This is a genomic window from Bradyrhizobium sp. LeoA1Lang (genome assembly GCF_055413685.1).
Genome location: NZ_JBVAPG010000182.1, coordinates 1 through 14,744, shown reverse-complemented (window position 1 = coordinate 14,744; position 14,744 = coordinate 1). Strand labels below are relative to the sequence as shown.

The following is a 14,744-nucleotide window of genomic DNA, read 5'->3' as shown; positions in this document are numbered from 1 at the left end:
CAGAGGTCCCTTCAGAGGGGAGCACCCAATCATCGCCCAGCGGCAGCGTCAATCACCCCGATCGGGCAATCCAAAGCATTCCGCGCAAGTCAAGGCCGGGCACGGCGATCCTCTCGTGACGCTCACATTTCACCTGCGATCGATCATCCAGCAATCTCTCGTCGTCATCAGTTGCGTAGCTCGATGATCTTCCGAAGTCGGGCTCACGAATTGAAATCGTCCGCTGGAGAGATCGAAGATGGATGTCACAACATATAAAGCGGCTTATACCGCTCATAACTGGTCAACGCGCCGAGAGGGAAAGCAGCGTCGAATGGCGCTCGTGAGCCCTTGGATGAACGGGAAATTCCTTCCGCAAAAGAAGATCGTCGAGGCGCTGGAGACCCTGCTGGTTCCGGGCGACCGTGTTGTCATCGAGAGCGTGCAAAAGCAGGCCGACTTCCTGTCGCGCTCGCTCGCCAAGGTGAACCCGAAAAAGGTTCACGATCTGAAGGCGGTGATCTGGGCGATCGCACGCCCCGATCACATGGAGATATTCGAGCAGGGAATCGCCAGCGAGGTCGACTTCAGCTTTGCGGGTCCGCAGAGCCTCCGTCTCGCGCAGATGCTCGAAGACGGGCAGATCAAGGTGAATTCGATCAACACCTATGTCGAGCTTTCAGCGCGCTTGTTTGTCGATTTGATTCCGAATGCGGTGCTGGTCTGCGCCGATATGGCCGATCATGAGGGCAATATCTACACTGGCGCCAATACCGAAGACACACCGTCGATGGTCGAAGCTGCTGCATTCCGCGACGGCATCGTCATCGTCCAGGTCAACCAGATCGTCGATAAGCTTCCACGCATCGATATTCCCGGCGGCTGGATCGACGTGATCGTTGAATCCGATCGCCCGTTTGCCAAGGAGCCGATCCAGACCCGTGATCCCAAGGATATCAAGGAGCTGCAGATCCTCACGGCGATGATGGTGATTCGCGGCGTCTATGAGCGCCATCAGGTTCTCTCGCTCAACCATGGCGTCGGTTTCGACACCGCGTCGATCGAGCTGCTGCTGCCGACCTATGGTGGCAAGCTCGGCCTGAAGGGAAAAATCTGCCGCAACTGGATTCTCAATCCGCAGCCGACCCTGATCCCCGCGATCGAGAGCGGATGGGTAGAGAGCGTTCATAGCTTCGGCAATGAAGACGGTATGGAGAAGTATGTCGCGGCGCGCCCCGATATCTACTTCACTGGCCAGGATGGCAGCCTTCGGTCGAATCGCGTGTTCGCCCAGTTGGCCGGCCATTACGCTGTCGACCTGTTCGCGGGCTCGACCCTGCAGATCGACTCCGAGGGCAATTCCTCGACGGTCACGAAGGGACGCATCGCCGGCTTTGGTGGCGCTCCCAACCTCGGTAGCGATGCGCGCGGCCGTCGCCATCCCTCGCCGGCGTGGCTGTCATTGATCACATCCGACGATGCCACCGTGCGCGGCCGCAAGCTATGCGTGCAGGTGGTCGAGACGTTCAAGGCCGGCGGCGTGCCGCTGTTCGTTGAGACGCTCGATGCGGTCCAGGTTGGTAAGGACGCCAAGCTGCCGATCGCGCCGGTGATGCTCTACGGCAACGACGTCTCGCACGTCGCGACCGAAGAGGGCATTGCCTACCTCTACAAGGCGGATGGCCTCGAAGAGCGTCGCGCGGCTGTCGCGGCCGTCGCCGGTGTCACCAAGGTCGGCCTCAAGTCCAATGCCAAGCAGGTCAAGCGGCTGCGGGAGAAAGGCGTGGTCGCTTACCCCGAGGATCTCGGCGTGCGGCGTTCCGATGCCAACCGATCGCTGCTGGCAGCGCGCAGCATGAAGGATCTCGTGACCTGGTCCGGCGGTCTCTACGAGCCCCCCGCACGCTTCAGGAGCTGGTGATGAGGTCGCTTTCCGCCCGACGCGCGGAGAAGGCAGACGCCCAGGTCGCATCGACCTTCTCCGTCCCGATCAGCGTCTTCCCGACGCAACTTGCCACCTTGGCCGTCGATTCCCTGGTCGCGGAAGCCAGCCTGACGCCCAAGCCAGGGCTGGTCGACAGTCGAGGACCCGGCGCTCATGCCGATCTCGACATCGACGTGATGCATCGGTCGGCCCGCTCGCTCCATTCCTGCTTCCGGGACATGTCCCGGGCTGCAAGGGGGGCGGTTGTCGGCCGGCAGATTCGCGAGCAGCTCGCAGCAATCGGCCGTGAGGGCGAAGTTGCGATGTTTGCAGCGACGGGTGGCGTCAATACACACAAGGGTGCCATCTGGTCCCTCGGTTTGCTGGTGGCGGGAGCGGTGATGTCCACCCGGCCCGGCGATGCCGAGGACATTGCAGCCATCGCTGGCGGCATCGCGCGCTTCAGCGATAGCCGAATGCCGACCGGCGCGACCAACGGCAGTCGGGTGGTCGAGCGCTATGGCGTGCCCGGTGCCCGCGGCGAAGCTCAGAGCGGCTTCCCGCACGTCGTGAGCATCGGTCTTCCAGCCCTGCGGCGGGCCCGCTCTCGCGGTATCGCCGAGACCTTCGCCAGACTGGATGCTCTGCTGTCGATCATGGCGACGCTTGACGACACCTGCCTGCTCCATCGCGGCGGTCCCAAGGCCCTCGAAACGGCCAAGACCGGCGCGGCTGAAATCCTCCGACTGGGCGGCACATCGACCCAGCCAGGTAGCGATGCGCTGGGTCAACTAGACATCGATCTGCTTGAGCTGAACGCCTCTCCGGGAGGCAGCGGAGATCTGCTTGCCGCCACTCTGTTCCTGGACTCCCTCAACGACACGTCGGCGGGCTCGCCTGTCAACATCGACCACAAAGGAGCTTTTTCGCAATGGAAATCCTGAACTTTCAATTCCCTTCATCGAAGGTGAAAGCGCGACGTGCCCATGTCGGCGTTGTCGGCTCGGGTGATCTCGAGATCCTGATGGAGCCTTCCATCGACGACGCCACCCACGTCACCATCCAGACCAGCGTCACCGGCTTCGGTGACACCTGGAAAGCCGTCCTCGAGCGATTTCTCGGCCAGCACCCGGAAGCCGCAAGTATCGAGATTAACGATTTTGGCGCCACTCCCGGCACGGTGGCGTTGCGTCTTCAGCAGGCTGTCGAGGAGAGCCAGTCATGACCTTCACGCCAATACTATCCGACGAGGTTGTCGCATTGAGCACTCGTCGCAGCTACATCGAGCTCAACGCGCGGGCACGGGCTCAGCAATTGCTCGATCAGGGCACGTACCGCGAATTGCTGGGTCCGTTCGATCGGGTGGAATCGCCCTGGCTCCCGATGCAGGGAATCGTCACGCAGTCCGATGACGGCTGCGTCGTAGCCAAGGGCAAGATCGATGGGCAGCCAGCCGTCGTCATCGCCATGGAAGGCAAATTCCAGGGTGGCTCGATCGGCGAAGTCTGCGGCATGAAAATGGCCGAGGCCTTCCGCCTGGCGCGCCTCGACAACGAGAAGGGCATCCCGACCCGCGCGGTGCTGTCGCTCGAAAGCGGCGGCGTGCGGCTTCAGGAAGCCAACATGGGCGAACTGGTGATCGCCGAGATCTACAGCGAGATGGTGGCGTTGCGCAAACATACGCCGCTGATCGTCGTCATCGCGGGACCAACCGGCTGCTTTGGCGGCATGTCGCTCGCCGCCGGCCTCGCCTCCTACGTGGTGATGACGAGGCAGGCTCGTCTCAGCATGAACGGCCCCGAAGTGATCGAACTGGAAGCCGGCAAGGATGAGTTCGTGGCCAGCGACAAGCCGTTCGTGTGGAGCGTCAATGGCGGCGCGCAGCGCTTCGCCACCGACTTTGCGGACGTCCTTCTTGAGGACGATGCAAACGCGGTGACCGAGGCCGTCAAGGATCTGTTCCGCAAGGGCCAGCCCGCGCAATTGCGAACCGACAAATACGACCTCTTCATCAAACGCCTGAAGTCGATGGATCCATCCAAGCAGTGGACGGGCGAAGACATTCGGAATGCATGGAAGGCAGGTGCGAAATGACCAATCCTCTCAACAATCGCGGGCGCAAGTGGTTCGAGGCCCTTACCGGCAGTACCGGCAAGGTCGAGGGCAACCCCGGTTCTCTCATGGTTGCCGAGGCCAATCTCGGCAGCGAGAAAGCGGTCTTCGTCGGCGTTGCGCCTGATGCCAACGCGCGCTTCCCGCGGACCGGCCACACGGAGGTCGGTCTTGAGGAAGGTTGGTACGGCACGAAGAATCTGCGTGCCGTCATCGAGGCGGACAAGAACGGTCCGAAACGTCCGATCATCACGGTTTGCGACTCCAAGAGTCAGGCCTATGGCCGCCGTGAGGAGTTGTTCGGCATCCACCTTGCTGCAGCCGCCATCATTGCAGCCTATGCCGATGCCCGCACTGCCGGTCATCCGGTGATCGCTCTGATCGTTGGACGCTGCGTGTCGGGCTCGTTCCTGGCGCTGGCGGGCCAGGCCAACCGGATGATCGCGTTCGACGATCCGGAGGTTCTGATTCACGCCATGTACAAGGACGCTGCGGCCCGCATCACGCGCCGCAGTGTCGCCGAACTCGACAAGCTGGGTGAGACGATTGTTCCGATGGCCTACGACATCGGGTCTTTCAACAAGCTCGGCGGACTTCACTCGCTGCTCAAAGTTGCCAACCCCGACACCCCGGCGAAGGCGACGGTCGAGCAGGTCAAGAACTCCTTGATCGAGGCCATCGCAGACGCGCGCAACTCCTCGCGCACGCTTGACGTCCGCCTCGAGTCGGACGGCGCCAAGGCGTTCCGCAAGGGCTCTATCAAGGTCCGCGAGCTCATGACCCGGCAGTGGGCCCCCTCCTGACAAGAACTGCGCTCGTCTCCGAGAGGCGAGGCGAGCGCAACCTACCTTCAAGCGAGCGATGACAGGAAAGCCGCCACGCGCGGCGAGAACCATGACCCGACAGATCGCCACCCCGTACAAATTCCGTCCGCATGATCTGGTGTGGATCGATGATCCGCGGAGCTTCATTGCGCCGTCGCCGACGCCGGCGCCGGCTTGGGTCGCCACCGCTCTCGCTGCAGAGCCGGTCATGGTGGTGCGACGTGGCCGCGTGTCACCGGGTCTGATCCCGGTCGGCGTTCGTGGCAGCGCACGGGACGAGCGCTTCGCCGGCGCGGTGGCTTCCGGCTCTATTACAAGACGGATCAGGCCGGAAGATTTGTTGTCGCAGCGCCAGGAGCCAACACAGGCTCGCCGCGACGCGATGCCGGCATTGGAGGGATTTTACGCGGTCATGTCAGCTTGGGCAGATCTCGATCTGCCCTGGGGGCCGGTCGGCAGCGTTGGCTTTGAATTGGCAACCGGTGTGCCGGTCGCCACCGCGTCCAGTGATCTCGACCTTGTCGTCTACGCTGCGTCGTACCTGTCGGAGCAAGACGGCAATCTGTTGCTGGAGGCGGTCGCAGGCATCGACGCCGTTGCCGACATTCAAGTCGAGACGCCGCAGGGCGGCTTTTCACTGCGCGAATATTGCGACGGTCGGTCGCTTCGGCGGCGATTGAAGACTTGCGACGGCGGCGCGCGGCTTGTCCGCGACCCGTGGTCAAACGCATAGGGAGAAGTCGCATGACCATCGCCTTTCTGTTTCCCGGCCAGGGATCCCAGCGTGCAGGCATGCTTCACGAACTGCCCGATCATCCAAGCGTGACGTCCACGCTCGATGCGGCGAGCAGCGTACTGGGCAGAGACGTGCGCGAGCTCGACGAAGAAAAGACCCTGGCATCGACGGTATCGACCCAGGTGGCAATCTATGTTGCCGGCGTCGCCGTGGCCCGTGCGCTGGCGGCCGAGGGCGCATTTCCCGACGCCGTCGCCGGCCTTTCGGTGGGGGCCTATGCGGCGGCGACAACGTGCGGCGCGCTATCCTTCGCCGACGGTGTTCGCCTCGTTCACCTACGCGCGAGTCTGATGGAGGCGCAGTTCACCACAGGCTATGGCCTCGCCGCCGTTGTCGGTCTCGACGAGGAGCAGGTGTCTGCGCTGGTGGCCAAGGCCACGACCGAAGCGTTTCCTGTCTATGTCGGAAATCTCAACGCGCCGCGCCAGATCGTGGTGGCCGGGGCGCTGCCGGGCGTGGACCGTGTCGTCGAACTCGCCCTCCAGGCCGGTTGCAAGAAGGCGGAGCGCCTTTCCGTCGCGGTGCCGTCCCACTGTCCGCTTCTGCAGGGAGTCGCGGATGTACTAGTCGAGCAGCTTCCGACGCTCGAGCCCGGAACGGTGCAAACCAAGTACATGACCAATCGCAGGGCTCGTCCGACGCGCGTGCTGGATCGCATTCGAGAGGACTTCGCCACCAACATTGCGCATCCGGTCCGCTGGCACGATTCCACGCAGGTTCTTGTCGAACTGGGGACGACCCTGTTCGTCGAGATGAATCCTGGTCAGGTGCTGTCGAACCTGACGACGGAAGCGTTCCCGCAAGTTCCGTCCATCGCCATGGCGGCTGTGCCCTTCAACAACGCGGCTCGGCAAATCCGGGAAGCGATGGAGGCGGCCGAATGACCCATTTCTGCCGCCGACCATTCGATCGACTTGGGCGAGATCGATCGGCGGAAAACGAAATATCCGACCTTCCGTTTCTCAATATCCTCACACCCAACGGAGACTCATGTGGCCATTTTTGAATCCCTAAGTGGGGTAATCAGTTGCATGCTGATGATCACGCTCGGTTACTATCTGACCCAAATCAAGTGGTTCAATAAGGATATTGGGCAACTATTTTCCAAGTTCGCAATGACGGTCACCATCCCACTCTACATGATCGTCAGTATGATGAAGTCCTACAAGAAGGAGGACCTGCTACAGCTCGGCGTCGCCGTCATCGTGCCACTGTGCTCGATGTTGGCTCTCTGGATCATCGGCATTATCGTCTCGAGAATAATCAACATTCCAGAGCATCGGCGCGGCGTATTTCGAGCCATGTTCTTCGTCTCGAACAGCGCCTTTATCGGATTTCCGGTAAACATTGCACTGTTCGGCGATAAGGCGTTGCCGATCGCGGTGATGTATTATCTGGTGCAGTCGCTGCTGTTCTGGACGATCGGGGCCTACGGCCTCAGCATCGATGGACCGAAGTTCGCTCGCCTCCAGAACACCGAGAATTCCGATGTAGCTGTGCCTCGCGTGTTCAGCTTGCAGACGATCAAGAACATTATGTCGCCACCCTTGATCGGCGCCGTGGTGGCCATCTTCCTCATACTGTTCTCCGTGAAGCTGCCGACATTTGCCAACAGCACGATGACTTACCTCGGCAGCATGACAACACCACTGGCGATGTTGTTCATCGGCATTGCGATCTATGTGGCGAATCTACGCAGCGTTCGCATCACCCCGGACATGGGAATCTTGATTGCTGCACGATTCCTGATAGCGCCTGCGGTGACGATCGGGGTCTGCTACATCTTCGATGTCCCCGATTTCATGCGCAGCGTCCTGATCATTGAATCGGCCATGCCCGTGATGACCCAGGTCTCGATCGCAGCGCGGGCGTACAAGGCAGATGCCAACTACGTCGCCGTCATGACCGCGCTGACCACTGTCCTGGCACTGTTCACCATCCCGACGTACTTCATCCTTCTCACATTCAAGATCATCTGATCGCTCGATCAGGGGTGGAATGAAAATGGTGAGGCTGACGTCGATGGCGGAGTGAAATAGTCCTCCGAACCTGGGGTGCGGCAATGCATCCCGGGTTCGGGCTGTGACAAGTGCCTCTTCAGTAATCTCTCTCAGGGGAATGAAAGTGAAAAAAGAAAAAGAGGTTATTCAACGGCAGCGATGGCCGAGGTCGCTGTTCTCTGCGCCGAGTATTGTACTGTTCCTGCTGTGCGTCCTGTACTTTTCGGCATATGTCGATCGCGTGAACATCAGTACGACGGCGAGCCTGATGCGGCACGAGTTCGGAATCTCGAACGCCGAAATGGGTTTGGTGTTTTCCGCCTTCAGTTATCCCTACGTACTTTTCATGGTGTTCGGCGGCTGGCTCGCAGATCGTTTCGGTGCCCGCCTTGTTCTGATCGCCTGCGTGACCGTCGCCGCTGTGGCGACCTTCGCGACCAGCATGGTAACCGGCCTGGTAGGCCTGTTCGCTTGTCGCTTGCTGCTCGGCTTTGGCGAGAGCGTGATGTTTCCATCTGCTACGCGCGGCATGCAGGCCTGGATTCCGCAGGACCGCTACGGTTTCGTTCAGGGCATTACCCATTCGTTCTCCCGGTTGGGTAACGCGGTGACGCCACCGATCGTGGCTGCGCTGGTCATTCTCTGGGGATGGCGCGGATCGTTCGCCGCCATGGGTGTGTTGACTGTCCTTTGGGTCTTCTTTTGGGCGTACTACTATCGCGATGACCCTCGCGATCATCCCAAGATTGTCCCCGAAGACCTTGTAGATTTGCCGGAGCGGGCACCCGCCAAGGCACGCAGAGTACCTTGGCGTCGCCTTGCGTGGCGTATGGCGCCGGTGACCTTCACCTACTTTTGCTACGGCTGGTCCGCGTGGGTCTATCTCAACTGGCTGCCGTCGTTCTTCCTGGACGGCCACGGGTTCGATCTGAAGAAATCTGCGGCGTTTGCGTCTGGCGTGTTCTTCGCCGGCGTGGTCGGCGATACCGTGGGCGGCCTGATGAGCGATGCCATCAAGCGACGCACGGGAAACGTGAAGCTCGCGAGGTTGGCCGTATTGTGGGTCGGCATGCTTGGTTCCGCCGCGTGCCTGACAGCGATGATGTTTCTTGAGGACGTGATGATGATCACGATGGTGCTGGCCGCAGGCTTCTTCTTCCTCGAGCTTGTGATTGCTCCTGCCTGGGCAGTCCCCATGGACATCGCGCCGCAATACGGCGGCACAGCCAGCGCGATGATGAATATCGGCTTCGCGCTGGCCGGCATCTTGTCGTCGGTGACATTCGGCCTGATCCTCGACCTCACGGGCAGTTGGTACCTGCCGTTCCTGTGTTCGATCGGCCTGCTTCTGGCTGGAACAGTGACAAGCCTGGCGATGCATCCGGAACGGCAATTCATCGATTGACCGTCTGAACCCGTGAAAACAGCCACACTGCGAATTGTTGGAGAGGGCGACGTCGACTGATGTCTCCATGAAAGGATTGATATGTCGCGCACGAAGATTGTGTTGGCGGGAGCAGGGCGAATTGGAGAAACCCTTGGCCATCTGACGATGCTGCAGCGGCTTGGGGACATCTGCTCCTCGACGTGACCGCAGGACCTCCGGCGGGCAAGGCGCTTCCACCTTTCCCACGCGGCCGCGGTGGAGGGCGCCGATGTTTCACTGCGCGGCACCACTGACCAGTCCGCTCTGGCCGATGCCGATGTTGTCATTGTCACGGTCGGCTTCGGCTCTGCCGGCTGTCGACTACCGCGATCGACTTTTCGGAGAGACCAGCCGGGAGGAAGTCGCTTTCATTATGGGTGAGTTCAGCGAGTGACGTGGCCAGCATTGATTGCCTCGCCCGGGTCCGCGGATCGTTTGCCAGCCGTAGAAGGAGGATAGACTTGATCAATCAGTCTCACAGACAAAGCGGACATTTTGTCGGTGCGGACCGCCGCCTGCTCCGTTGTTCGGGCGGCGGTGTCGCTTTCTGGCGGGATGATGTCGGGCAGGCCGGCGTCCCGTGCCGCCAGCAGGCCAAGCGCGGACCAATCGAGATTGGTCCAGCCATGAGCGACCATGGCGACGAGGCGATCGTGGACCATGCTGGCCGCTGGCATCGGCGCGCTATGTCTTTCGGCTTCGGCAAGCGCCAGCCGCAGGTCCTTGACTGCCAGTGGCGCGGGCATGCCCGGCGGACTGTACCGCTCATTGGCGATCTTGCCGCCATAGGTTCGGTGAACGCGCGAGTCGAACAGCGAATTGGTGAGGATGTCGAAGGCGATGCGATGATCAATTCCGCCCTTGCGGAGCAGCGCGAGGACTTCGGCCACGCCTTGCATGGTCAGTGCGGTCAAGACATTAGCCGCGAGCTTCATGAGGTTGGCGGCGGCAGCCTCTTCGCCGATGACGAAGAGACGTTGGCCGAGAACTTCGAGCAGTGGGCGAACAGTATCGATAGCGGCATGGGGACCCGCTGCGAGAATGAACACGTCCCCCGTATGTGCCATGTCCGGATTGCCGAGAATCGGAGCAGAAACATAATTTTGGCTGCGTGCCGCATGGGCCGCGGCCAGATGGCGGGAGAGGGGCGGGCTCACCGTGCTCATCGAGATGTGGATGGCGCCGGTCGCGAGCATATCGAGCAGACCCTGCGGACCGGTCGCAACGCTTGCCAGCGCGTCGTCGTCGGGCAACGAAGTGATCACAACGTCGCAATCTGCGAGATCGGCGAGGTTCGCGGCCGCGATGATCCCCGGTCGCACCACGGCATCGATTTGAGCCTGAAACGCATCCCACACGATGATCGGATAGCCCGCGGCGCCGAGGTTTTCAGCAAAAGCACGTCCCATTCGACCGAGTCCGACGACGCCAACGAGGCGTGGACGAGCCGGCTTTGCTGGTTGCGGCGATGGCGTGGAAGGGGACGCTGTAGCGACGATGGCGGCTGACGATCTGCGATCTGTGCGTACGCGGGCCATGGCGGATATCGCTCTGGAAATTGAATCTAAGCGCAGCATGACACTGGATTTCTGGGTGGAAAACCCCCCGTGCGGCAAATGATTGTTGCGTGACTGGAAAACGGGATACGTCGTCGATGGACTACCTCATGGCCATGCGCGCCTTCACCCGTACAGTCGAACTCGGCAGCTTCTCGCTGGCCGCGATGGACCTCGGCGTGAAGGTATCGACGATTTCCCGTCATGTTGCGGCTCTAGAATACGATCTCGCCGCGACCCTGCTCAATCGGTCGACGCGCCGTCTGCACCTGACCGAGGCCGGTGCCGTGTTCTACGAGCGGGCTACGCATATCCTGAACGCCGTGGGGGACGCTCGCGCCGTGACGACGTCGCTGAACGGGAAACCGCGAGGACTGTTGCGGATCAACATGTCAACCACGTTCGGGCGGTTGCACGTCATGCCGCACATGAAGGATTTCATCGCCGAATATCCCGATATTCGCATTGATGCCACGCTGACCGATGTGATGGTCGACATGATCGAGTCCGGGGATGACGTCGCAGTGCGAATTGGCGCGCTCAGGGATTCGACCATGGTGGCGCGGCGCCTCGCCGCGCATCGACGTGTCGTCGTTGCTAGTCCTGCCTATCTTCGGAATCAAGGTTCGGTCGCCCAGCCGGGTGACCTGGCCAAGCACAATTGTTTGGCTTCCAAGACGGCAACCGGCGATTGCTGGTACTTCCGGCGGCACAGTGACGCATCGACAGAACTATACGAGATTGCCGTGAGTGGAAACGTTCGCGCGAACAGTTCCGATGTCCTGCACGACGCAGCCGTGGCGGGGCTCGGCGTGGCGCTGTTGCCGTCATGGTTGGTGGGTGAAAATCTGCGGGCAGGGCGCCTTGTCCCGCTGTTGGGCGATTGGGACTGGTTCGCAGCACGCGGCCCGGAGCCGGCGATCTGGGGCGTCTACCCGCCGAAGAAAATCGTCTCTCCCAAGGTTCAGGCTCTCCTCGCGTTTCTGGCACTGCGCTACGCGAGTCCAGCCTATTGGGATCGCCCTTCGATGGAGGATAGCTCGCGACCAACGGGCGCGGAAGTATCTGGGTGAGTGGCGGCCGATTTGACCGCCTCGATCGCAGCCCGATCGGCGCCACGCCGACCGAATGCCGGCCCTGGAAAGTGCAACGACGCGAGAGCGTGCCGATCCGGCGAATGATCACCGTTGCGCCACGCGCAACAGACCTTTGCCGGCACGAACTCGTCACTTAACCCTTGTGCAAGTTCGGCACTCTAACGGTTGTCGGCAAGCGATGACTTTCTATCTCGGCTCCGTGATTCGGTTCCTTGACAAGGTCGTTCGCGCCCTGACCACGCTCCCGAAGGACGCCCTCATGCTTGCCCAGATATCCATCCGTACCAAGATCACGATCGTGGTGTTCTTTCTTCTGATTGCCATGACGGGCATGGGCTTGCTTGCCGTCGCAAGCATGCGCTCCATCAATGCCAACACGACGGAGATCCAGCGCCTCTGGTTACCGAGCGTGCGCACGCTCGGCGAGTTGCGCAGCATTGCCACGGGATATCGTGGGATCGTCCGTCTGCATATCCTGGCCGAAACGCTGGCCGCCAAGACAGCCGCGGAGAAGCGGCTGGTGGAGGCGTCGCAGAGCCTGCTGAAAATCCGTCAGCGCTATGAGCCACTTATCAGTTCATCGGAAGAACGTGCCATCTACAATGACTGGGTCCAGCAATGGGAACGCTACGAAGCAATGGTCCAGCAAGTCGTGGTTCTGTCGCGCGACAGCATTGGCAGAATTCCCCATGATGCGTTCGAATTCAACGAGACCAAGGCCTATCCGGTCGGGAAGGCAGCAGACGTCATCCTCGATCGCGACGTCGATCTGAATAACAAGGGCGCGGACGATGCGGGTATCGCTGCTGAGGACAACTACAATTTCGCCTTCCTTCTGCTCGCGACCATTCTTGCTGCGTCGGCCGCGGCAGGAATCAGCGTCGCGGTCTACCTGGTACGCAGCGTATCAAGCGGCATCGCCTCGATCGTGGGCCCTATGCAGGCGCTTGCCCATGGCGATCTCAGCGCTGAAGTGCCGTATCATGGCGCGAAAACCGAAATGGGCAAGATGGCAAACACCTTGCAGATGTTCAAACAAGCGCTGATCGAAAAGAAGGCCAGCGACACTGCTGCCGCGGCCGATGCCGAAGCCAAGATTCAACGTAGCCAGCGTGTCGATAGCATCACTCGGGAATTCGAGACGATCGTAGGCGAGATCGTCGAGACGGTGTCGTCGGCGTCGACGGAATTGGAGAGCTCCGCGGGTAGCCTGACCTCGACAGCGGAACGGGCGCAGCAGTTGACTGCGGTGGTGGCGACAGCATCGGAGCAGGCCTCCGCCAATGTGCAGTCTGTGGCCTCTGCGACTGAAGAAATGAACTCGTCAGTGAACGAGATCGGTCGCCAGGTCCAGGAGTCCGCCCGCATCGCCAGCGCGGCCGTCGATCAAGCCCGCATGACCAACGCCAACGTTGACGAACTGGCCAAAGCGGCCGGTCGGATCGGTGCCGTCGTCGAATTGATCAGCAGCATCGCTGGGCAGACCAACCTGTTGGCGTTGAACGCAACGATCGAGGCGGCGCGGGCCGGTGATGCCGGCCGTGGCTTTGCCGTTGTTGCGTCCGAAGTGAAGGCTTTGGCGGAGCAAACGGCGAAAGCCACCGGCGAGATCGGCCAGCAGATCGCCGGGATCCAAGTCGCGACGAGGGAGTCGGTGGACGCGATTAAGGAAATCGGTGCAACAATCGAGCGGATGTCAGAGATTTCATCGACGATCGCCTCCGCAGTCGAAGAGCAAAGTGCGGCGACACAGGAAATCTCGCGAAACCTGCAACAGGCGGCGATGGGCACCCATCAGGTCAGTTCCAGCATCATCGACGTGCAACAAGGGGCCAGCGAAACAGGATCGGCCTCGTCGGAGGTGCTTTCGGCGGCGCGATCGCTGGCGCGCGACAGCGACCGGCTGAAGGTCGAAGTAGGCAAGTTCCTCAATACCGTGCGGTCTGCGTAAATCAGGGAGCGGATGCAGAGTGCGTTAGTTAGCCATCCTCCAAACTGCCGGCCCGTCAGGCCGGCGTAACGAGAATCGTCTCCGCGAATTCGAAGTAGCTGTGTGTACCGAAACCTTATCCGAGTTGCTGACGTGATGGAATCGCCTAAGCTGGCGGCTGAACGGCTGAACGGCTGAACGGCTGATCGGATCGATCCGGCGTGAGTGTGTGGACCACATCATAGTCTTAGGCGAGGCGCATCTGCGCCGAATCCTGCGATCGTATGCGGACTACTACAACCGCGTCAGAACTCATCGATCCCTTAACAAGGATGCGCCGGTTTTCCGCCCGGTTCAGCAGACTGGTGTGATCAGTTCACGCGCCATCTTGGGCGGACTTCATCACCACTACGCCCGAGCGCGCCGGCATCGTCGACGATCGTCGAAGCGCCCACGAGTCGATGCTGGCAGCTTGCCGCGGGGTCCAAGGCGGCAGATGACCTGCGCGGGTTGGCCTGCGAAAATCGCGGCGTGAGTACCCGAAGGCGAAGCTTGGCCGGGGGTTGTCGGCGACCTGCTACTTGCAGCCGCGGCAGATCGTAAGCTTGCGCTTTAGTTTGTCGTCTTCCGCTTGATCGACCGATTGCAGCCCTGCGATACTATTGGGCTCTTGACTGAGTTTGGACTGTCTTGCCGCGCGCGACCTAGCCCGTCGCGTCGTCTGGCCTGATGTGTCGCCGTCGTCGACGATACCGACGCTAAAGCCATCGTAGTCGGCGGCTGGTTTAGGCGACGACGGGAGCCCGCCGATGACCGGTGTAGACGAAACGCCATCGGTCGCCGATGGCGTTCCAACATTGGTCGTCGCCGATGGTGCCGAACCCTTGTCAGTCAACGGCGGCGCAAGCGAAAGCGGCGGGGCAAGCGAGGTTTGACATCTAGCGCTGTCGTGCAACCAAAAACCGGCAGACAAGAGGGGATGTCCCGATCGGTGTTGAACTACGTCGGGCCGACGTTGCCAGAATGAATGTTACGCGGCCCTTGTGACATGGGCAACGGGCTTGATCGTCATGGGATTGTGGTGAGCTTGAAGGGCCGCA

The 14,744-nt window shown here is 61.1% G+C and carries 14 protein-coding genes; 13 read left to right on the top strand and 1 reads right to left on the bottom strand.

Annotated elements, in window-relative coordinates; genetic code table 11:
• Nucleotides 1–238 precede the first annotated feature (238 nt).
• The 9 genes from mdcA (at nucleotide 239) to ACZYOF_RS36705 (ending at nucleotide 9,040) form a co-directional block, all read left to right on the top strand.
• Nucleotides 239–1,900, top strand: coding sequence for a malonate decarboxylase subunit alpha (gene mdcA, locus ACZYOF_RS36745; protein ID WP_282527328.1), 1,662 nt, complete (start codon nucleotides 239–241; stop codon nucleotides 1,898–1,900).
• Nucleotides 1,900–2,847 (top strand): triphosphoribosyl-dephospho-CoA synthase, encoded by a 948-nt coding sequence (locus ACZYOF_RS36740; RefSeq protein WP_463718825.1) that lies wholly within the window; start codon nucleotides 1,900–1,902, stop codon nucleotides 2,845–2,847. The genes mdcA and ACZYOF_RS36740 overlap by 1 nt, the downstream gene beginning before the upstream one ends.
• Nucleotides 2,835–3,128: a malonate decarboxylase subunit delta gene (locus ACZYOF_RS36735; protein WP_130577880.1), complete on the top strand. Its 294-nt coding sequence runs from the start codon at nucleotides 2,835–2,837 to the stop codon at nucleotides 3,126–3,128. Before ACZYOF_RS36740 ends, ACZYOF_RS36735 begins: the two co-directional genes overlap by 13 nt.
• Entirely contained in the window at nucleotides 3,125–3,997 is an 873-nt protein-coding gene (gene mdcD / locus ACZYOF_RS36730; protein WP_130577881.1) for a biotin-independent malonate decarboxylase subunit beta, read from the top strand. The genes ACZYOF_RS36735 and mdcD overlap by 4 nt, the downstream gene beginning before the upstream one ends.
• Nucleotides 3,994–4,818, top strand: a complete 825-nt coding sequence (mdcE, locus tag ACZYOF_RS36725; protein WP_463718824.1) for a biotin-independent malonate decarboxylase subunit gamma — start codon at nucleotides 3,994–3,996, stop codon at nucleotides 4,816–4,818. The genes mdcD and mdcE overlap by 4 nt, the downstream gene beginning before the upstream one ends.
• 91 nt (nucleotides 4,819–4,909) lie before the next feature.
• Nucleotides 4,910–5,572 carry a malonate decarboxylase holo-ACP synthase gene (locus ACZYOF_RS36720; RefSeq protein WP_463718823.1) on the top strand — a complete coding sequence of 221 codons (663 nt, stop codon included), beginning with the start codon at nucleotides 4,910–4,912 and terminating at the stop codon, nucleotides 5,570–5,572.
• Nucleotides 5,573–5,583: 11 nt separating this feature from the next.
• Entirely contained in the window at nucleotides 5,584–6,519 is a 936-nt protein-coding gene (mdcH, locus tag ACZYOF_RS36715; protein ID WP_463718822.1) for a malonate decarboxylase subunit epsilon, read from the top strand.
• A 147-nt stretch (nucleotides 6,520–6,666) separates the two neighbouring features.
• A complete protein-coding gene (locus tag ACZYOF_RS36710; RefSeq protein ID WP_463718821.1) occupies nucleotides 6,667–7,614 on the top strand; it encodes an AEC family transporter in 948 nt (315 codons plus the stop codon).
• Between the two features lie 145 nt (nucleotides 7,615–7,759).
• Entirely contained in the window at nucleotides 7,760–9,040 is a 1,281-nt protein-coding gene (locus ACZYOF_RS36705; RefSeq protein ID WP_463718820.1) for an MFS transporter, read from the top strand.
• A 404-nt stretch (nucleotides 9,041–9,444) separates the two neighbouring features.
• On the opposite strand, the gene ACZYOF_RS36700 is transcribed toward ACZYOF_RS36705, so the two are convergent.
• Complete coding sequence (locus tag ACZYOF_RS36700) at nucleotides 9,445–10,677, bottom strand: NAD(P)-dependent oxidoreductase (protein WP_463718819.1); 1,233 nt, start codon at nucleotides 10,675–10,677, stop codon at nucleotides 9,445–9,447.
• 38 nt (nucleotides 10,678–10,715) lie between these two features.
• On the opposite strand from ACZYOF_RS36700, the gene ACZYOF_RS36695 reads away from it, so the two are divergent.
• The 4 genes from ACZYOF_RS36695 (at nucleotide 10,716) to ACZYOF_RS36680 (ending at nucleotide 14,579) form a co-directional block, all read left to right on the top strand.
• Nucleotides 10,716–11,690, top strand: a complete 975-nt coding sequence (locus ACZYOF_RS36695) for a LysR family transcriptional regulator (protein WP_130577887.1) — start codon at nucleotides 10,716–10,718, stop codon at nucleotides 11,688–11,690.
• Between the two features lie 283 nt (nucleotides 11,691–11,973).
• Complete coding sequence (locus ACZYOF_RS36690) at nucleotides 11,974–13,665, top strand: methyl-accepting chemotaxis protein (RefSeq protein ID WP_130577890.1); 1,692 nt, start codon at nucleotides 11,974–11,976, stop codon at nucleotides 13,663–13,665.
• A 181-nt stretch (nucleotides 13,666–13,846) separates the two neighbouring features.
• Nucleotides 13,847–14,179, top strand: a complete 333-nt coding sequence (locus ACZYOF_RS36685) for an integrase core domain-containing protein (RefSeq protein ID WP_394569151.1) — start codon at nucleotides 13,847–13,849, stop codon at nucleotides 14,177–14,179.
• A 274-nt stretch (nucleotides 14,180–14,453) separates the two neighbouring features.
• Nucleotides 14,454–14,579, top strand: coding sequence for a hypothetical protein (locus tag ACZYOF_RS36680; protein ID WP_463718818.1), 126 nt, complete (start codon nucleotides 14,454–14,456; stop codon nucleotides 14,577–14,579).
• The last annotated feature ends 165 nt before the right edge of the window (nucleotides 14,580–14,744 follow it).